A 17,135-nucleotide genomic window follows, 5' to 3' on the forward strand; every position below is an offset into this window, starting at 1 on the left:
GCGCACCGTGGCCACGGCTTCCCCCTCTCCGGCGCTCGAGCGGCGCTCCTTCTCCCTCCCGCCCTGGGCGTCCGGACTCCTCGGGGTCGTCGGCATCGTGGCCGTCTGGTGGGCCATCGCGCTCGTCAGCGCACCCACCGGCTCCTCGACCTACGCCGTCGTACCCACGCCCGTGCAGGTCGTGCAGGTCGCGATCGACGACGGCTTCGGCTTCTACTGGCGCAACTTCTCCGTCACGATCGGCGAGGCGGCCGTGGGCTACTTCTGGGGCAATCTCATCGCCCTGGTGCTCTCGGCCCTCGTCCTCGTCGTGCCGTGGCTGGAGGGGATCGTCTCGCAGCTCGCGGTCGTCACGTACTGCGTCCCGATCGTTGCGATCGGCACCCTCGTCCTCCTGATCATGGGCGGCGCCGAGGCTCCCGGCCTCCCGAGCGCCACCGCGGTGTTCCTCGCCGGCCTCTCGGTCTTCTTCACCACTGTCGTGGGCAGCCTCCTCGGGCTCAAGGCGGCCGACAAGGCCTCGCTCGACGTGGTCACGGTCTACGGAGGCACGAGGCTCACGCAGCTGCGCAAGGTGCGCATCATCGCGGCCCTGCCCAACATCCTCTCGGCGCTGCAGATCGCGGTCCCCGCGGCCTTCCTCGGCGCGATCCTGGGGAGTACTTCGGCAAGATCGAGACCGGAGTCGGCCCGATCCTGGTCGCCGCGCAGGTCTCGCTCAACTCGCCGCGCGTCTGGGCGCTCTTCCTGCTCTGCGCGGGAGTCGCGCTCCTGGGCTACGGCATCGTCGGACTGATCGGCCGCCTCGTCGCGCCCTGGTCCTCCGGAAAGCAGGCGCGTCATGACCCTCACCCGCGACAGGACCGAGCAGTCGACCGACACGTCGATCCTCGCGGTCGACGAGCTCCGCCGTCAGCTGCGCTCGGCGGCGCTGGGCGCGACGCTCAAGAGCCTGCGCAAGAGCGCCCTGATCGCGCTCTCGACGATCGTGATCGTGCTCGCGATCTGGATCGGCGTCATCCTCTTCAGCGGCGTCTCGCCCTACGTGATCAAGGGCCCGTGGGACGTCTGGGACCACCTGGTCACCGGCGAGAGCGCCGCCGAGCACCGCGCCGAGCTGGGCGCGCTCTTCGCAGTCACCCTGTGGGACTCCTTCATCGGCTTCGCCGCCGGTCTCGCGGTCGCGATCCTCGTGGCGATCCTGTTCCGGCTCTCGAAGGGCGTCGAGCACGCCCTGATGCCCTTCGCGCTCCTGCTCCGCTCGGTGCCGCTCATCGCGATGGCGCCGCTGATCATCCTGGTGTTCGGCCAGGGCACGATCGCGTCCGTCGCGGTGGTCGGCGGCATCGTGGTGCTCTTCCCCGCCCTGGTCACGATCGCGTTCGGACTGAACAACGCCTCGCCGCAGATGCTCGACGTCGTCTCGGTCTACGGAGGGTCGACCCTCACCGCCATCCGCAAGGTCGCGATCCCCGGCGCGCTGCCGTCGCTGTTCGCGGCGATCCGCGTGTCGGTGCCGGGAGCCATCACGGGCGCCCTGCTGGCCGAGTGGCTCTCGACCGGCAACGGCATCGGCGGCTCGATCTCCGGCTGGTCGGCGCAGGCGCGCTTCGACGACGTCTGGTCGGCGGTCGTGCTCGTCACGGGCGTCTCGCTCGTGCTCTACACGGTCGTGCAGGTCATCGAGACCTTCGTGCTCTCGCGGATGTCGCTCTCGCTCAACTGAGCGCGCGTCGGCCCCGGGGCGACGCGCCCGGGCGCCGACGCCTCAGACGGTGACGAGCGCGTCGACGCGGCTGCCGGCGAAGCAGCTCGCGGCCGCCGAGACCGTCGAGCTCCATGACGACGGCGATGCCCTCGAGGCTCCAGCCGGCCCGCTCGATCAGCCGGCGGCTCGCGTGGAGCGTTCCGCCGGTGGCGAGCACGTCGTCGACGAGCAGGAGCCGCGCGCCCTTCGGCACCGCGTCTTCGTGCACCTCGAGGGTCGTCGTGCCGTACTCGAGCGTCGCGTCCTCCCGCAGGACGGCGCGGGGGAGCTTGCCGGGCTTGCGGATGGTGACGACGCCGAGCCCCGCCGAGTAGGCGGCGGCCGCCGCGAGCAGGAAGCCGCGTGCCTCCACTCCGGCGATCGCGTCGATCCGGCCGCGGTAGGGCTCCAGCAGCGCGTCGGCCACCGCCCGCAGCGCCTCGCCGTCGCCGAAGACGGGGGTGAGGTCGCGGAACAGGATCCCGGGCTCGGGGAAGTCGGGGACGACCTCGGTGAGGCGCTCGACGAGGGCGGCGGCGGTCGTGGTCACGGGATCCTCCGGATCGGCTCGCGCGCGGGCGCGCTGCTGTGTTCAGGGCCCTGGAAGTCTACGCACGCCCTGCGTTCCCCTGCCGTTCGGGGGCGGTCAGCAGACTCCTTCCCGACCGCTCCCACCCTCCGGGGGCGCACCCGTCAAGAGGGAGATAGTTGTGGCCCTTATCGAGGCAGTCGTCGCCCGAGAAGTCTCTGGACTCCCGTGGCAACCCCACGGTCGAGGTCGAGGTCCTGCTCGAGGACGGCGCGTCCTCGCGAGCGGCCGTGCCCTCCGGCGCGTCCACCGGTGCCTTCGAGGCGTACGAGCTGCGCGACGGCGACTCCGAGCGCTACCTCGGCAAGGGCGTGCAGAAGGCGGTCGACGCCGTCATCGACGAGATCGGCCCGGCCATCGAGGGCTTCGACGCCACCGACCAGCGCCTCGTCGACGCCGAGCTGATCGAGCTCGACGGCACCGAGAACAAGTCGCGCCTGGGCGCCAACGCGATCCTCGGCGTCAGCCTCGCGGTCGCGAAGGCCGCCGCGCAGTCGGCCGACCTCGACCTCTTCCGCTACGTCGGCGGCCCGAACGCCCACACGCTGCCCGTCCCGCTGATGAACATCATCAACGGCGGCGCGCACGCCGACACCGGCGTCGACATCCAGGAGTTCATGGCGGTCCCGCTGGGCGCCGAGTCCTTCTCGGAGGGCCTGCGCTGGGGCGTCGAGATCTACCACGCGCTCAAGGCGCAGCTGAAGAAGGCCGGCTTCGCCACGGGCCTGGGCGACGAGGGCGGCTTCGCCCCCGACCTGCCCACCAACCGCGAGGCGCTCGACTTCATCCTCAAGGCCGTCGAGGCCGCCGGCTTCACCCCCGGCAAGGACATCGGACTGGCGCTCGACGTGGCCTCCTCCGAGTTCTACAACGACGGCGCCTACACGTTCGAGGGCAAGAAGCTGACCGCGGAGGAGCTCTCCGCCTACTACGCCGACCTCGTCGCCAACTACCCGCTGGTCTCGATCGAGGACCCGCTGGACGAGGACGACTGGGCCGGCTGGACCCACCTCACCGCCGAGATCGGCGACAAGGTGCAGCTCGTCGGAGACGACCTCTACGTCACCAACCCGGTGCGCCTGGCGCGCGGCATCGCCGAGAAGGCCGGCAACTCGATCCTGGTCAAGGTGAACCAGATCGGCACGCTCACCGAGACGCTCGACGCGGTGGCCCTCGCCCAGCGCAGCGGCATGACCGCGATCCTCTCGCACCGCTCCGGCGAGACCGAGGACACCACCATCGCCGACCTCGCGGTCGCGGTGGACGGTGGCCAGATCAAGACGGGCGCCCCCGCCCGCTCGGACCGCGTCGCGAAGTACAACCAGCTGCTGCGCATCGAGGAGATCCTGGGAGGTGCGGCCACCTACGCGGGTCGCTCCGCCTTCCCGCGCTTCTCGGCGTAGCCTCGCCCAGCGGCCCCGGTCGTCCCGCACCTCGGTGCGGGCACCGGGGCCGCTCCCGTTCCCCCAGCACCGCCGAGGAGGCCTCCGCCATGGCTCGACCGCCCCGCCGTCCCTCCGCTCCCGGCAGCGCCCGCGTCGGCAGGAGCCGGAGGCTCCGATCGCGTCCTCGGGTGCCGCGGAGCCCGGTGCGGCGTCGTCGGCCGGTGCGGCGAAGAAGCCCGGTGCGGCGAAGAGGCCGGGCGCGGCGTCGAAGCCCGCCTCGGGGACGAGGAGCGCAGCGGCGTCCGGCTCGACGCGCAGCCGCCCCGCCGGTGCGGCGTCCCGGTCCGGGGCGTCCCGCCCCGCCCGCCCGAAGCAGCCGCCCGCCGCGCCGTCGTCCGCGTGGATCGCCGGCGTCCGCGGCTCCGGCTTCACCCTCCTCGTGATGGGGATCATGATCATGGCCGTCGTGGTGCTCGCCCCGAGCGGTGAAGACCTTCGTCGAGCAGCGCGCCGAGATCGCCGAGCTCCAGCGCACGGTCGACGCCGCCAAGACCCAGGCGCAGAACCTCGACGAGGAGCGCACGCGCTGGTCGGACCCCGCGTTCATCCGCGCGCAGGCCCGCGAGCGCCTCTACTTCGTCATGCCGGGCGAGGTCAGCTACCTGGTGCTCGACGACATCGCCGTGGCGCAGCAGGCGGAGCAGCCCGCGAGCGACTCCGTGCAGGAGACGCCGGTCGACTGGGCGGGCTCGCTGCTGTCCTCGATCGCGGTGGCCGGCCTCGGGGAGCCGACGACCGAGGAGCTCGCGCCCGCCGAGCCGGCTCCGCCCGCCCCGTGAGCGCCCCGGCGTAGACTGGATCGTTCCGTCCGGTCGACGTCCCCTGGAGCCCTCGTGACCACGCCCCCCTTCGATCCGCCCAGCGAGCGCGACGTCGCCGTCGTCTCCGCCCAGCTGGGCCGCCCCGCCCGCGACGTGGTCGGCATCAGCGCCCGCTGCGTCTGCGGCAACCCCACCGTGGTCTCGACGAGCCCCTGCCTGGCGGACGGCACGCCGTTCCCCACCTTCTACTACCTCACGCACCGCCGCGACGGCCGCGATCTCGCAGCTCGAGGGCCACCCAGGTGATGGCGGAGTACAACGACCTCCTCGCCGAGGACGAGCAGCTGCGGGAGGCGTACGCCGCCGCGCACCGCGCGTTCCTCGCGGACCGCGAGAGCGTCGGCTCCGTCCCCGAGATCGCGGGCATCTCCTCCGGGGGCATGCCCTCGCGGGTGAAGTGCCTGCACGCGTTAGGTCGCCCACTCGCTCGCCGCGGGTCCGGGAGTGAACCCGATCGGCGACCTCGCCCTCGCGCGCGCCGACTGGTCTCCCGAGCGCTGCGCCTGCCGTCCGTTCGACGACTCCGCCGCCTCCTAGGCGGGAGGGCGGTCCGCCTCGATCGGCCCGCACTTCGCTAGACTTCGGATTCGTCGGGGTCAGTGCTGCCACCCGCCGTCGAGAGCGGGCACTTCGTGATAGTAGGGTGTTCGCACAGTCCATCCCTCTGGAGAGTTCACCGTGCCCAAAATCCTCATCGTCGGTGGCGGCTACGCCGGTTTCTACACCGCGTGGAAGCTCGAGAAGTACCTGCGCCCCGGCGAGGCCGAGGTGACGATCGCCGACCCGCTGCCGTACATGGCGTACCTGCCCTTCCTTCCGGAGGTGGCCGCCGGCTCGATCGAGCCCCGCCACGCCATCGTGTCGCTCCGCCGCCACCTGAAGAAGACCGCGATCCTCGCCGCGAAGGTCACGAAGATCGACCACGCCGCGAAGACCGCCGTGATCACCCCCACGGTCGGCGAGCCCTACGAGTTCGAGTACGACCAGATCGTCGTCACGGCCGGCTCCGTCTCGCGCACCTTCCCGATCCCGGGCGTCGCCGACAACGCGATCGGCCTCAAGACTGATCGAGGAGGCGACCGCGATCCGCGACCGCATCCTCACCAACTTCGACAAGGCGGCCACGCTGCCCGCCGGTCCCGAGCGCTCGCGCCTGCTGACCGTCACCGTCGTCGGCGGAGGCTTCGCCGGCATCGAGGTCTTCGCCGAGCTCCGCTCCTTCGCGAGCGCGCTGCTCAAGCGCTACCCCGAGATCGACTTCGAGGAGACGCAGTTCCACCTCGTCGAGGCCATGGGGCGCATCATGCCCGAGGTCGCGCTCGAGACCAGCCACTGGGTGCTGAAGAACCTCGACCAGCGCGGAGCGACGGTCCACCTCGACACGCAGCTGAAGTCGGCCCAGGACGGCGTCATCGAGCTGTCGACCGGTCAGACCTTCGAGTCGGACCTCATCATCTGGACCGCGGGCGTCATGGCGAACCCGTCGATCAAGAACTCCGACCTCCCCATCGAGGAGCGCGGACGTCTGCGCGTGCGCCCCGACCTGCGCGTCGGCCACGACGACGTCCTCGTCGAGGGCGCTTGGGGTGCCGGCGACGCGACCGCCGTCCCCGACCTCACCGGCGGCGGAGTGGGCGGCTACTGCGTCCCGAACGCCCAGCACGCGGTGCGCCAGGGCAAGCTCATGGCGAAGAACATCGTCGCGGTGCTCCGCGGCGAGAAGCCGAAGGACTACTTCCACAAGAACATCGGAGCCGTCGCCGGTCTCGGCATCGGCATCGGCGTCTTCCAGTCCGGCAAGATCGCGATCAAGGGCTTCCCCGCCTGGGTGATGCACCGCGGCTACCACGGCCTGGCCATGCCCTCGTGGGAGCGCAAGTTCCGCGTGGTGTGGGGCTGGTGGAACAACCTCTGGCTCGGCCGCGACATCGTGTCGATCGAGGCGCGCGAGTACCCGCGCGGCTCCTTCGAGACCTACGCGTCCCGACCGAAGGCCGCTCCGGCCGCCGCTCCTGCCGCTCCCGCGGCGGGTACTCCCGGCCCCGCCGGTGCGCCCGTGACCGTCGGCGGAGAGCCGCCAAGTCTCTGACCCCGCTCCCGCGGGGCGCGAGTGATCGCGCCCCGCGGAAGCCGCCCCCATAGCCCAATCGGCAGAGGCAGACGACTTAAAATCGTCTCAGTCTGGGTTCGAGTCCCAGTGGGGGCACTCCGCAGCGATCGTCGCCCGAGCGGGTGGAGGTCGCATCCGTCCTGACGCTTAGCCATCCGACTCCGCGGCGGCGGACGTTCCGGCGCACGTCCGATCGCACCCCGGGCCGCGACCTCACGTCGGGCCCCGATCCTTGTCGTCTCGGGGACGGCGCGTAGACCGAAGGGGCTCGGAACGGGCTGCGACCTCACGACGGGCCTCGATCCGTGACGTCTCGAAGACGTCCCGTTGCCCGAAGCGACTCGGGGCGGGCCCTGACCGGACGTCGTACTCCCGTCCGTGTCGCCTCAGGAGTGCTCCGAAGACCGAAGGGACTCGGAACGGGCCTCGACCGGATGTCCGGCCCCGGTTCACGTCGTCTCGGCGGGGGCGAGCACCGGTCCACCCGAAGGTCGACCTACCGCAGGTGCCCGGGCGGCCGGGAGCCCGCACCGATGCGCGCTCAGGCGGCTCGCGCGTGCTCGCTCCGCGAGTCCGGGTGACCCGGCCAGGAGCGCCGCCGCGAGCACCTCGGTGATCTCGCCGGGGGCGCAGTCGGCGCAGAGGACCACCAGGTCCTCGGGGAGGACTCGTCCGCTCCGGAGCGGTCGAGGACGACGGCATCGGTTCCACAGCTCGTGCATTCGATCATGCGGGTACCGTACGTCCGACCACCGACATCGCCGGGGCGCCGCTCGGCGGGTCCGGGGATCCGGGGCCGGCGTGCAGATGCGGCTACCCGTCAGGACGCCGCCCGTCAACACCGGATCCGCCCCGTGCCTCTCGAATAGAGTCGTGGCCGGGCGGTTCCACGCCCGTGATCGCGCGTGCGCACTCACTCGGGGAGCCGGGATCGCCCGTATCATCGGAGGGCGAGGCCGTACGGCTCCGTCCTCTTCTCGTGCCGCAGGGCACTGTACCGCACCGCCCGGAGACGGGCGGCAGGAGACCTCCATGGGGAAGCTGCTCTACGGCGCCTCGGGCGTCGAGATCGAATTCGACGACCGCACGCTCACGCACGTCCAGATCGTCATCGCCAACAAGCTGCGCCGCCGCGAGAGCTTCTTCTTCTCGTGGCGCGACGACCCGGCGGTCGGCGACGGGCGCTCGAGCATCTGGCTCGATCCCTCCGTGCCGCTCTACTTCAAGTACTTCGGCGGCCGGGTGCCCTCGATCAACCGCACGTGGATCGATCTGCTGACGGTCTCGGCGAACTCCTCCGGCGGACTCCAGCTCGTGCAGGAGCCCGACGCGGCTCCGACCCCGCCCCCCAAGGGCGAGCAGAGCCCCTAGGCCCCGGCCTCGCTCGAGAGACCTGCACCGTCCTGCACCGTCCACTCCATCAGCCGGGAAGAGCGACCATGAAGCGCGACGTCACCGCCCACCTCACCCTCGACGTGGCGCGACCCGCGTCGCTCGTCCTCTCGATCGCGGTGGCCGACGCCTACGCGGCCGAGGAGTCGCTCACCGTCTCGCTCGACGGTCGGCCCCTGCGCCCCCGCGAGGTGCTCGACCAGCACGGCACCCGGCTGCACGTGCTCGAACCCGGGGTCGGCGAGCTCGTCATCGACTACTCCGCCCGCATCCTCGGCCGCCTCGAGCCGATCGCGGGCGAGGAGGTGGACCGCCTGCGCTACCTCCGCCCGAGCCGCTACGCCGAGTCGGACGTGCTGTGGGCGACCGCACGGGCCGAGTTCGCCGGCCTCGCCGGGGCCGACCTCCTCGCCGCGGTGAGCTCCTGGGTCGGCACGCGCCTGGCGTACGTCACCGGGTCGAGCCTGCCCACCGACGGCGCCGAGCGGACGCTGCTCGCGCGTCGCGGGGTCTGCCGCGACTTCGCGCACCTCGTGGTCGCGCTCCTCCGGGCCCTGGACGTGCCCGCGCGCCTCGTCTCGGTCTACGCCCCCGGGCTGTCCCCGATGGACTTCCACGCGGTCGCCGAAGCCTGGATCGAGGGGGAGTGGCGGGTGGTCGACGCGACGACGCTGGCTCCCCGGCAGAGCCTCGTGCGCATCGCGACCGGACGCGACGCCGCGGACACCGCGTTCCTCAGTGTGTACGACGGCATCGCGACGCTCGGGGAGTTCACGGTCGGCGCGGTGGTCGACGAGCTGCCGGACGACGACGTGCGCGAGCCCGTCTCGATCGGCTGGAGCGCGGCTACTGCTCCGGCTCGACGAAGCGGCGCCAGGCCCAGACCGACGTGCACACCACGGTGAACGCGACGACGGCGAAGACGACCGGACCGCCTCCGCCCTCGGTCGCCCACACGGCGATCGTGGGGGTGAGCAGGAGGAAGAGCACGGTCGTCGAGAGCAGGGTGAGACCCAGCCAGAGGACCGGCGACCACCGCAGGACGCTCTGTCCGGCCGGACGCCCGACCGGGAACAGCAGCAAGACGCTCGACCCGACGGCGATCAGGGTCGTCGCGCTGAGCACCTCGGCGGTCAGCACGCCGCCGACGGAGCCGCCGGTCGGGACGACCGCGAGGCTCCACGCGAGCCCCGCGAGACCCAGGAGCGAGACGACGCGCACCGTGGCGAGCTTGGCGCGGTCGACGGGCGAGGCGCCCTCCGGCAGGAGGAGCCCGATCACCACGCCGAACAGGAAGGCGGGGTCGAGTCCGGCGAAGCGCGAGAGCAGCGCCGCGGCGGCCACCAGGAGCAGCGCCCGCGGTGAGGCGACGATCCGGACGCCGGGCAGGCCCAGGCGCCGGCCGACGAGGGCGGGCACTCCGGCTGCGACGGCGTTGACGAGCGCCGTCGCGAGGATGACGGCGATCAGGAGCCTGAGGTAGGCGGGCTGGCTGTCGACGCGTCCGGAGAGCAGGCTGAGCCCGGCGGCGCAGCCGATCATGCCGACGACCATGGTGCGGGTCGAGGCGGAGCGCGCTCGGGCTTGTCGTCGAACTCGACGCGCGCCCGGTTGCGGCCGGTCAGCTGCCAGGTGCGGGCCTCGCGGGGTGCGCGGCCCGCCACGGCCAGTCTCGCGGGGACGACCACCAGCGCGAGCGACGCGACGGCCAGGGCCAGGGAGCGCATCCAGTCGGCCATCGTGCCCAGCGGTGCGCCGGAGGAGAGCGCGGTCGTCATGCCGGTCGCGGCGCTCCAGTCGCCGGGGGTGCCGCGGTCGTCGTCCCGCGGGGCGGGAGCGGGCGCGGAGTCGGGGGCGGACGGCTCGGCGCCGGGTGCGGGCTGCGGTGGCGCCCTCCGTCGGCTCGGGCCGCGCCGACGCCGTCGCGCTGCTGCCGGGACGAGCGGGGGTCGCCGTCGGGCGCGGTGCGGTCGATCCCGGAGTCGGCACGGCGGAGCCCGGGGTGCCGGAGGGGGATGCGCCGGTCGTCGTGCCGGGAGTGGCGGCGCCGGGTGCGGGGCTCCCGGCGGGGCCGTCGCGGTCGGTCCGGGTGTCGCGGCGGCGAAGACGGCGTCGATCCAGGGGCTCGGCGAGCTGTAGTTGCCCGCCGAGTCGCCGAGGATCGCCGAGACGCGGTGCGGCCCGGCGGTGACGGTGCCGCCGGTGCACGTCCACGCGCCTGCACCGACGGGCGCCTCGCACGTGTTCACGCGGTCGACGTAGACGTAGGCGCGCGTCCCCTCGACGCCGGTGCCGGAGTACACGGCGCCCACGCGGGGGAGGGAGGCGCCGGCACCCGGGGAGGTCAGCGGTGGGCGCGGGTGGGGCGGCGGTGTCGACGACCAGCGTGACGGCGGCGCTCGGCCGCGAGACGGCGCCGCCGGCGAACGAGGCCGTCTGGGTCGCGGTCACGCGGTAGCTCCCCGGAGCCGGCGTCCGGAGCGAGCTGGCAGAACCAGGCGCCGGAGCCGTCGGCCCGGGCGACGCACGAGGCACCGCCGTCGGTCGTCACCGCCACGCTCGCGCCCGGGTAGGCGGTCCCGCGGACCGAGCCCGCGGAGGTGGCCGAGCCGTCGACGGAGCCGATCACCGGCGGGCTCAGCACGGCGAGCTGCGCGGTCGTGGTCGTCGTTCCTCCTGCGGCGAGCAGCTCGACGGCCGTGAGCACCGCGGGTCCGTCGGCGAGCGTCGCGGTGCAGCTCCAGGTGGTCGTCGGCCGCGACCGTCGTGATGCAGAGGGGATCGCCTCCGCCGCGGACGCCGACCTGGATCTGGTTCCCGGCCGTGCCGGTCCCGCTGACCGCGGTCGGGCCACCGGGGATCACGGATCCCGATGCGGGCGAGGAGACGGCCAGCGGCGCGGCCGCCGCGGCCGGGGCGAGTGCTCCGACGACCACCGCGACGAGGGCGGCGAGGAGCGCGGGGCGCCGAGCGCGCCGCATCCGGGATCGACGGACACGGCTCATCGGAGACCCCGATGAACCCCCCGGTCCCGCTGTGTCGACACGTCCTGGCACTGTGCGTCCATTGCACGGTCGCGCGCGGGCACTGTCAGGCGGGCGCGCCCGTCGTCACCGGATGGACACCTGCGGGCGGACGGCGACTCCGCCGGTCGGCGGAGTGGTCGGCGGACGGGAGAGCGCTTCCGCGAGAATACAGCCCTCGACCCTTCGGAGGAACCATGAGCGAGGACGCGGCACGCGGACGCGATCGGCGGCAGGTGCGCGCCGAGGCCGCGCGCTTCGACGACCCCCGCGAGCTCGGGCGGCTGCTGCCGTCCGAACTGCGCATCGGGCTCGCCCAGAGCGCTTTCCAGACCGAGGGGTCGCTCGAGACCGGCGGGCGCGGCCGCTCGGTCTGGGACGACTTCGCGCTGCGGCGCGGCACGATCGCCGAGGAGGCGACGCCCGAGATCGCGACGGACTTCCTCCTGCGCTGGCGCGAGGATCTAGCCCTGCTCGTCGACCTGGGGGCCGGAGGAGCTGCGGCTCGCTCTCGTGGCCCAGGGTGCAGCCCGACGGCCGCGAGCCGCTCGACCGCGGCGGACTGGGCTTCTACGACCGGCTCCTCGACGCGCTCGCCGAAGCGGGGATCCGCACCGTGCTGACGCTGCACCACCGCGACACCCCCTCCGCGCTGACGGGCGGGTGGATGAACCGCGACACGGCGTTCCGCTTCGGCGATCTGGCTTTCGACGTCGGAGCGAAGCTGGGGACCGGGTCGCCGACTGGGTGACGGTGGACGAGCCGTCGACCGTGATGCTCGAGGGCTACGCGCTCACCAGGCAGGCGCCCGCGGCCGGCCGCCTCCTGAACGCGCTGCCGGCGCTGCACCACCAGCTCCTCGGGCACGGCATCGCCGTCGAGGCGCTGCGCTCGGCCGAGGTGAGCGGACGGATCGGCCTCGTCGACGCCCTCGCGCCCCTCGAGCCCGCGACGGATTCCGAGGCGGACGTCGCGTGGGCCGGTCTCGCCGACGTCCTCCGCAACCGGCTCGTCGCCGACGCGGTGCTCACCGGTGCGTACCCGCAGGGCCGGAGGAGCTGCCGCCCTTCCTCGAGCGCCTCGCCCGCGTGGATCCCCGCGACCTCGAGCGCATCGCCGCGCCCCTCGACTTCTACGCCGTCGCCCCGCTGCCGCCGCAGCGCATCGCGGCGGGCCGGGATCCGTCGGCCCCGACCGGCGTCGGGGCGCCCCGCTCCTCCCGTTCCACGAGCGGCCGTGGCCCGAGCTCGACCGCACCGGCGACGGCTCGCCGTCGGCCTCCTGGGCGCCGGTGTCGTGTCCTCCGGCGGCTGGTGGAGCGGTACGGCGAGGCGCTGCCCCGCTGGTCGTCACCTCGCTGGGGGCGAGCTTCCCCGACGTGCTCGACGAGGACGGCGCGATCGTCGACACCGAGCGGATCCGCTGGCTCGGCTCGCACCTCGGCGCTCTCGCCGAGGCCGTGCGAGGCGCCTGCCCGTCGAGTCCGTCCAGCTCTGGACCCTCGTCGACGCGTTCGAGTGGCAGCACGGCTACGCCGGCCGCACGGGCTCGTCGCCCTCGGCGCACGAGGCGGCGACCGGGTGCCGAAGGCGTCCTTCGACTGGCTGAGGCGGGTGCTCGACGCGCGTCCTGAGCGGCCGTGGCGGGAGGCGTGGCAGACTTCCGCGGTGCGCAGCCTCCTCGCCCCGGCCTCGATCCTCCACGCCGGCACCGCTCCCGTGCTCGCCGCGCTGGCCGATGTGCTCGCCGACGACGGCGCCTACATCCGCACCGCGGACGGGTTCGGAGCGACGGCTCCCTCTCGCGGGTGTCGAGCAGTGGCGAGTGCTGGCCGACGAGGGGGGAGCGCGCGTCGAGTGCGAGCTTGTCGCCTCGTCCGCGTCGTCGGCTCTCGCCGGGGTCCTGGCCCGTCGGCGGATCCGGAGGCGCCCGAGCGCTTCCGAGCGGTGGTCACGGCGGTCGCCGACCGCGTCGAACCGCGCTGAGTCACCGCATCCGCCCTGGTCGTGCCGCCGAACGGGGAATGCCCGAGTGCTGCTCGGCGTTGTGTAGGGATGACGGGGTGGGGCCTGGAGCCCCATCCGACCGGACCGCTCGGAGGAGCACGACGCAGATGGCAGGAACAGCAGTGAACAAGGGACGTGGGACGCGCGGCGGCGACGAGGAGATCGTCTACCGTCGCCATGCGAACGGACGCGGCATGGTCGCTCCCGGCTCGCGCGTCTCGGCGTCCGCCTACGTGGAGACGGGCGCCTACGTGGAGCCCGGCGCGACGGTCGGGGAGCGGGCGTGGATCGGCGCCGGCAGCTGGATCGACCGTGACGCGATGATCGGGCACAGCGCCTTCATCGGCGCGAACGTGCACGTCGGGCCGGAGGCGATCATCGGCCCGGGTGCCCGCATCGGCAGCTACACGCGCATCGGCGGCTCGGCCGTCGTCGCGACCGGAGCGCGGGTCGACCGCGACACGGTCGTGCCGGCCGGTGGCCGACACGGCGCCGAGGAGAGCACCCGCGAGGTCGGCAGGCGCGCCGCCTGACCCTCGCACCCCGGACGACCCTGTTCCCCGCGGCTCTCGAGCGCGGCGGAATAGGGTCGTTCACCATGTTCGAACTCCACCACCTCAGCGCCCAGGAGCAGTGGGACCAGCTGCAGCGCGGAGAGGTCTCGCGCTCTCGAGCTCGTCGACCACTACCTCGCGCGCATCGACCGGTGGAACGGGGAGCTCGGAGCGTTCACGACGGTGACACCCGAGGCCGCCCGGCAGCGGGCCGCGGCTCTCACCTCCGGGGCCCTGCCGCGCACCGCGGCCCTGTGGGGGCTCGCGAGCGGCGACAAGGACCTGTGGCGGCGCAGGGGGTGCGGACCACGTCCGGCTCGCGACTGCGCGAGGACTTCGCTCGCCGGACGTCTCGGACGAGATCGTCGACGTGCTCGACGCGGCCGGGGCGATCAGCCTCGGCAAGACGGCGTCCCCCGAGTTCGGCATGCCGTCCTACACCGAGAGCCGCGTGGGACCGCCGGCTGTCACGCCGTGGGACACCCGACTCGGCGCCGGGGGCTCGAGCGGGAGGAGCGGCGGTGGCGGTGGCCGCCGGACTGCTGCCCTTCGCGCCGGCGTCGGACGGCGGCGGGTCCATCCGCATCCCGGCCGCCGCCTGCGGGCTCGTCGGGCTGAAGCCCTCGCGCGGCCGCGTGCCGGCGACGTCCGGCGTCGGCGGGGTCGGCGGTCTGGTCGTCGCCGGGCCGATCGCCCGCTCGGTCGCCGACGCGGGCCTCCTGCTCGAGGGGATGCTCGAGCGCCGCAACGGCGTGATCCCGCATCCCTATTCGGTGGCGGCTCCGGAGGATCGGGAGGGCTCGTTCCTCGGTGCCGCGGTCCGAGGCGAGGGCCGGTTCCAGATCGGCGTGCTCACCGCGTCCCCCTGGGACGACGTGCAGGACATCCGGCTGGAGCCCGAGGCGCAGGCCGCCTTCGACGAGGGAGTCGCCGCCCTCGCCGCCCTCGGGCACGGCCTCGAGGAGGCGTCGCTGCCGCCCAGCGCGGCGTACCCGCCGCCTTCCGCACGCTCTGGCAGAGCGGAGCCTCGACGCTGCCGGTCGAGACCGCGGAGGATCTCGCGCTCCTCGAACCGCTCACCCGCTGGCTCGTCCTCGAGGGCAGGAGTCTCAGCGCGCGCGACATCGTCGAGGCGGCCTCGGTCCTCACCGCCTACGAGCGCGCCGTGATCGCCTCGTTCTCGACGTTCGACGCCGTGCTGGCACCCGCGATGACGATGACCCCGCGACCCGTCGGCTGGTACGACGCGGAGGATCCGGAGCGCAACTTCGCCCAGCAGGTGCAGTACACGCCGTTCACGTCCTTCGTGAACGTCAGCGGCCTGCCCGCGATCACGCTGCCGCTCTCGATGACCGAGGGCGGTCTGCCCATGGGGATCCAGCTGATCGGGCGGCCCGGCGGCGAGGCGGTGCTGCTCTCGATCGGAGCGCAGCTCGAGCGCCGTGCGCGCTGGCAGCGGCGGCATCCTCCGCAGTGGTGAGACCCCGGCGGATCATCAGGTCGGATCGCTTGGCGCTTAGGTAAGGCATGCCTATACTTGCTCTCGATGTGCATGTTCGAGGGACGCGACGGCCTGGAGCCGACGGGCGTCAAGCAGTTCCTGATCGCGGGCGACGAGACCGTCGTGCCGTGGATCCAGAGCATGCTCGACTCCCTCCCCGCCAACGCGCGCGGCCAGGTGTTCGTCGAGGTCGACGACGCCCGCGGGCTGCCGCCCCTGTCGGCGCCGGGTCGCGTCACGGTGACGTGGCTGGGGCGCTCCACCCGGTCCGGCGCCCCCGGCACCGGCGGTCTCTGCCGTCGGGGCATGGCGCTCGAGCGCGCCGTGCGCGCCTGGGTCGGCGAGATGTCCGTCGTCGACGGCGACTACCCGTGGGCAGACGAGCGCCACGACTTCTGCGCCTGGATCGGTGGAGCGGGCCCGCTGATCGCGGAGCTCGCCGCCGACGTCGAGGCTCGCCTGCGCGTCTCGGCCGAGCACGCCGCCCGCTGACCCGCGCTCCCGTTCCGTTCTCGGAGTTAGGTGCAGGCTCACCTCACTATGCGATACCGAGGGCGATGCCTCCGACGACCGCCGCCCCCGCCCGCCCGGCCTACCGGCCGTACCTCGCGACCGTCGCACGGGCGACCAGGATCGCGCCGCACTTCATCCGCGTGACCCTCACGGGCGACGACCTCGACTCCGTCGGCTGCACCGGCCCCGACCAGCGCATCAAGCTGGTGGTGCCGACCCCGACCTCCGACGCTCGCGCCTTCCTGTCCTCCGTCGCCGACCTCGACGCCCCCGACGGCGTCGCGGCCGACTGGCACGGACGCTGGCGCACGCTGCCGGACGAGCAGCGCAACCCGCTGCGCACCTACCACGATCCGGGCCGTGCGCCCCGAGCTGTCCGAGGTCGACATCGACTTCGTCGCGCACGGCGACTCCGGCCTCGGCCTCCGCCTGGGTCGGCACCGCCGCCCCGGGCGCCGAGGTCGTGATCATCGCCCCCGACTCCCGCTCCGAGCTCCCCGGCGGCGGTGTCGAGTGGCACCCGGGAGCCGCCACCTCGCTCCTGCTCGCCGGTGACGAGACGGCCGTGCCCGCGATCGGCGCGATCCTCGAGAGCCCTGCCGGCAGACGCCTCCGGAGCCGCGTTCCTCGAGGTGCCCACCGCCGATGACCGCCTCGAGCTGCGCCACCCCGCGGGCGTGCACGTCACCTGGATCGTCCGGGAGAGCGGAGCGGACTGCGGAGCGGCGCTGGACGCCTCCGTCCGCACCTGGGCGACCCGGTTCCTCACGGCCCACCACCGCGGAGTCGAGGTGTCCGACGTCGACGTCGACAGCGAGATCCTGTGGGAGGTGCCCGAGGAGACGAAGGACCCCGGCCTCTACGCCTGGATCGCCGGCGAGGCCGGCGCCGTGAAGCGCATCCGCCGCTGCCTCGTCACCGAGCTCGGCGTCGACCGGAAGCGCGTGGCGTTCATGGGATATTGGCGCCTCGGCCGCTCCGAAGCCAACCGACCGAGCGGGCCGCAGGGACGCCGTCTGCGGCGTTGTCCTCGTACCGCATGGTTCCACCATGCGGGAGCTCGTCCGCCTTGCAGACGACGCCCCTGCGACCCGCTCGGGGTCCGGTGGAGGGGACGCCGTCTGCGGCGTTGTCCTCGCACCGCATGGTTCCACCGTGCGGAGCTTCGTCCGCCTTGCAGGCGACGCCCCCGCGACCCGCTCGGGGTCCGGTGGAGGGGACGCCGTCTGCGGCGTTGTCCTCGCACTGCATGGTTCCACCGTGCGGAGCTCGTCCGCCTTGCAGACGACGCCCCTGCGACCCGCTGGGGGACTGAAGAGGGGCGCCGCTCCGCGGCGTTGTCCTCGCACTGCAGGGTTCCACCGTGCGGAGCTCGTCCGCCTTGCAGACGACGCCTCTGCGACCCGCTGCATCCCTTGCGCGACGTCAGGTGAG

Annotated in this window: 20 protein-coding genes, 1 tRNA gene and 7 pseudogenes; 23 read left to right on the forward strand and 5 right to left on the reverse strand. The window is 73.3% G+C overall.

Annotation, left to right across the window (positions count from 1 at the left end):
• The first annotated feature begins 7 nt into the window (after positions 1 to 7).
• Together AC0CII_RS23665 and AC0CII_RS23670 are read left to right on the forward strand one after the other, a co-directional pair.
• Positions 8 to 796 (forward strand): ABC transporter permease, encoded by a 789-nt coding sequence (locus AC0CII_RS23665; RefSeq protein WP_465230770.1) that lies wholly within the window; start codon positions 8 to 10, stop codon positions 794 to 796.
• Between the two features lie 45 nt (positions 797 to 841).
• Positions 842 to 1,726, forward strand: coding sequence for an ABC transporter permease (locus tag AC0CII_RS23670; RefSeq protein WP_465226259.1), 885 nt, complete (start codon positions 842 to 844; stop codon positions 1,724 to 1,726).
• Here AC0CII_RS23670 and AC0CII_RS23675 read toward each other — a convergent pair.
• The gene (locus tag AC0CII_RS23675) at positions 1,719 to 2,297 is read right to left on the reverse strand and encodes an adenine phosphoribosyltransferase (RefSeq protein ID WP_465230771.1); all 579 of its coding nucleotides are present in this window, start codon (positions 2,295 to 2,297) and stop codon (positions 1,719 to 1,721) included. The genes AC0CII_RS23670 and AC0CII_RS23675 overlap by 8 nt on opposite strands.
• A 160-nt stretch (positions 2,298 to 2,457) precedes the next feature.
• Here AC0CII_RS23675 and eno point away from each other — a divergent pair.
• The 5 genes and pseudogenes from eno (at position 2,458) to AC0CII_RS23700 (ending at position 6,808) form a co-directional block, all read left to right on the forward strand.
• A pseudogene (eno, locus tag AC0CII_RS23680) lies at positions 2,458 to 3,739 on the forward strand (phosphopyruvate hydratase).
• A 458-nt stretch (positions 3,740 to 4,197) separates the two neighbouring features.
• A pseudogene (locus AC0CII_RS23685) lies at positions 4,198 to 4,560 on the forward strand (septum formation initiator family protein); the annotation flags it as partial.
• A 54-nt stretch (positions 4,561 to 4,614) separates the two neighbouring features.
• Positions 4,615 to 5,139 (forward strand): annotated as a pseudogene (locus AC0CII_RS23690) (DUF501 domain-containing protein).
• 141 nt (positions 5,140 to 5,280) lie between these two features.
• Positions 5,281 to 6,691, forward strand: a pseudogene (locus AC0CII_RS23695) (NAD(P)/FAD-dependent oxidoreductase).
• A 43-nt stretch (positions 6,692 to 6,734) separates the two neighbouring features.
• Positions 6,735 to 6,808: transfer RNA gene (locus AC0CII_RS23700), tRNA-Leu, on the forward strand.
• Positions 6,809 to 7,161: 353 nt separating this feature from the next.
• On the opposite strand, the gene AC0CII_RS23705 is transcribed toward AC0CII_RS23700, so the two are convergent.
• Entirely contained in the window at positions 7,162 to 7,362 is a 201-nt protein-coding gene (locus AC0CII_RS23705; RefSeq protein ID WP_465230772.1) for a hypothetical protein, read from the reverse strand.
• A 382-nt stretch (positions 7,363 to 7,744) separates the two neighbouring features.
• On the opposite strand from AC0CII_RS23705, the gene AC0CII_RS23710 reads away from it, so the two are divergent.
• Both AC0CII_RS23710 and AC0CII_RS23715 read left to right on the forward strand, forming a co-directional pair.
• Entirely contained in the window at positions 7,745 to 8,083 is a 339-nt protein-coding gene (locus tag AC0CII_RS23710) for a DUF7882 family protein (protein ID WP_207403445.1), read from the forward strand.
• Positions 8,084 to 8,151: 68 nt separating this feature from the next.
• Positions 8,152 to 9,009 (forward strand): transglutaminase-like domain-containing protein, encoded by an 858-nt coding sequence (locus AC0CII_RS23715; protein ID WP_465230773.1) that lies wholly within the window; start codon positions 8,152 to 8,154, stop codon positions 9,007 to 9,009.
• Here AC0CII_RS23715 and AC0CII_RS23720 read toward each other — a convergent pair.
• Genes AC0CII_RS23720 through AC0CII_RS23730 form a run of 3 tightly spaced genes read right to left on the reverse strand, consistent with a single transcriptional unit; the run spans position 8,951 to position 10,811 of the window.
• Complete coding sequence (locus AC0CII_RS23720) at positions 8,951 to 9,646, reverse strand: hypothetical protein (protein WP_465230774.1); 696 nt, start codon at positions 9,644 to 9,646, stop codon at positions 8,951 to 8,953. The two genes, AC0CII_RS23715 and AC0CII_RS23720, sit on opposite strands and share 59 nt — an antisense overlap.
• Positions 9,643 to 10,407, reverse strand: a complete 765-nt coding sequence (locus tag AC0CII_RS23725; protein ID WP_465230775.1) for a hypothetical protein — start codon at positions 10,405 to 10,407, stop codon at positions 9,643 to 9,645. Before AC0CII_RS23725 ends, AC0CII_RS23720 begins: the two co-directional genes overlap by 4 nt.
• 41 nt (positions 10,408 to 10,448) lie before the next feature.
• A complete protein-coding gene (locus tag AC0CII_RS23730) occupies positions 10,449 to 10,811 on the reverse strand; it encodes a hypothetical protein (protein WP_465230776.1) in 363 nt (120 codons plus the stop codon).
• On the opposite strand from AC0CII_RS23730, the gene AC0CII_RS23735 reads away from it, so the two are divergent.
• The 14 genes and pseudogenes from AC0CII_RS23735 (at position 10,804) to AC0CII_RS23800 (ending at position 17,134) form a co-directional block, all read left to right on the forward strand.
• Positions 10,804 to 11,124 carry a hypothetical protein gene (locus AC0CII_RS23735; RefSeq protein WP_465230777.1) on the forward strand — a complete coding sequence of 107 codons (321 nt, stop codon included), beginning with the start codon at positions 10,804 to 10,806 and terminating at the stop codon, positions 11,122 to 11,124. The two genes, AC0CII_RS23730 and AC0CII_RS23735, sit on opposite strands and share 8 nt — an antisense overlap.
• Positions 11,125 to 11,324: 200 nt before the next feature.
• Entirely contained in the window at positions 11,325 to 11,750 is a 426-nt protein-coding gene (locus AC0CII_RS23740) for a family 1 glycosylhydrolase (protein ID WP_465230778.1), read from the forward strand.
• Positions 11,651 to 11,878 carry a family 1 glycosylhydrolase gene (locus AC0CII_RS23745; protein WP_465230779.1) on the forward strand — a complete coding sequence of 76 codons (228 nt, stop codon included), beginning with the start codon at positions 11,651 to 11,653 and terminating at the stop codon, positions 11,876 to 11,878. The genes AC0CII_RS23740 and AC0CII_RS23745 overlap by 100 nt, the downstream gene beginning before the upstream one ends.
• Positions 11,875 to 12,735, forward strand: a complete 861-nt coding sequence (locus AC0CII_RS23750) for a family 1 glycosylhydrolase (protein WP_465230780.1) — start codon at positions 11,875 to 11,877, stop codon at positions 12,733 to 12,735. The genes AC0CII_RS23745 and AC0CII_RS23750 overlap by 4 nt, the downstream gene beginning before the upstream one ends.
• Positions 12,708 to 13,112: a hypothetical protein gene (locus AC0CII_RS23755; RefSeq protein ID WP_465230781.1), complete on the forward strand. Its 405-nt coding sequence runs from the start codon at positions 12,708 to 12,710 to the stop codon at positions 13,110 to 13,112. Before AC0CII_RS23750 ends, AC0CII_RS23755 begins: the two co-directional genes overlap by 28 nt.
• Before the next feature lie 143 nt (positions 13,113 to 13,255).
• Positions 13,256 to 13,666 (forward strand): transferase, encoded by a 411-nt coding sequence (locus AC0CII_RS23760; protein WP_465230782.1) that lies wholly within the window; start codon positions 13,256 to 13,258, stop codon positions 13,664 to 13,666.
• A gap of 391 nt (positions 13,667 to 14,057) precedes the next feature.
• Positions 14,058 to 14,111: pseudogene (locus AC0CII_RS23765) on the forward strand (hypothetical protein); the annotation flags it as partial.
• 103 nt (positions 14,112 to 14,214) lie between these two features.
• Positions 14,215 to 14,856: an amidase family protein gene (locus AC0CII_RS23770; RefSeq protein WP_465231074.1), complete on the forward strand. Its 642-nt coding sequence runs from the start codon at positions 14,215 to 14,217 to the stop codon at positions 14,854 to 14,856.
• A pseudogene (locus AC0CII_RS23775) lies at positions 14,802 to 15,167 on the forward strand (amidase family protein); the annotation flags it as partial. The gene AC0CII_RS23770 and the pseudogene AC0CII_RS23775, both read left to right, overlap by 55 nt.
• A gap of 72 nt (positions 15,168 to 15,239) precedes the next feature.
• On the forward strand, positions 15,240 to 15,680 hold the full coding sequence (locus AC0CII_RS23780) for an SIP domain-containing protein (RefSeq protein WP_465226247.1): 441 nt from the start codon (positions 15,240 to 15,242) through the stop codon (positions 15,678 to 15,680).
• Positions 15,681 to 15,745: 65 nt separating this feature from the next.
• Positions 15,746 to 16,000 (forward strand): annotated as a pseudogene (locus AC0CII_RS23785) (siderophore-interacting protein); the annotation flags it as partial.
• Between the two features lie 61 nt (positions 16,001 to 16,061).
• On the forward strand, positions 16,062 to 16,256 hold the full coding sequence (locus tag AC0CII_RS23790; RefSeq protein WP_465230783.1) for a hypothetical protein: 195 nt from the start codon (positions 16,062 to 16,064) through the stop codon (positions 16,254 to 16,256).
• Positions 16,165 to 16,350 carry a hypothetical protein gene (locus AC0CII_RS23795; RefSeq protein ID WP_465231150.1) on the forward strand — a complete coding sequence of 62 codons (186 nt, stop codon included), beginning with the start codon at positions 16,165 to 16,167 and terminating at the stop codon, positions 16,348 to 16,350. Before AC0CII_RS23790 ends, AC0CII_RS23795 begins: the two co-directional genes overlap by 92 nt.
• On the forward strand, positions 16,334 to 17,134 hold the full coding sequence (locus AC0CII_RS23800; RefSeq protein WP_465230784.1) for a siderophore-interacting protein: 801 nt from the start codon (positions 16,334 to 16,336) through the stop codon (positions 17,132 to 17,134). The genes AC0CII_RS23795 and AC0CII_RS23800 overlap by 17 nt, the downstream gene beginning before the upstream one ends.
• Position 17,135: the final 1 nt, after the last annotated feature.

This window comes from Rathayibacter sp. AC182 (assembly GCF_979253875.1).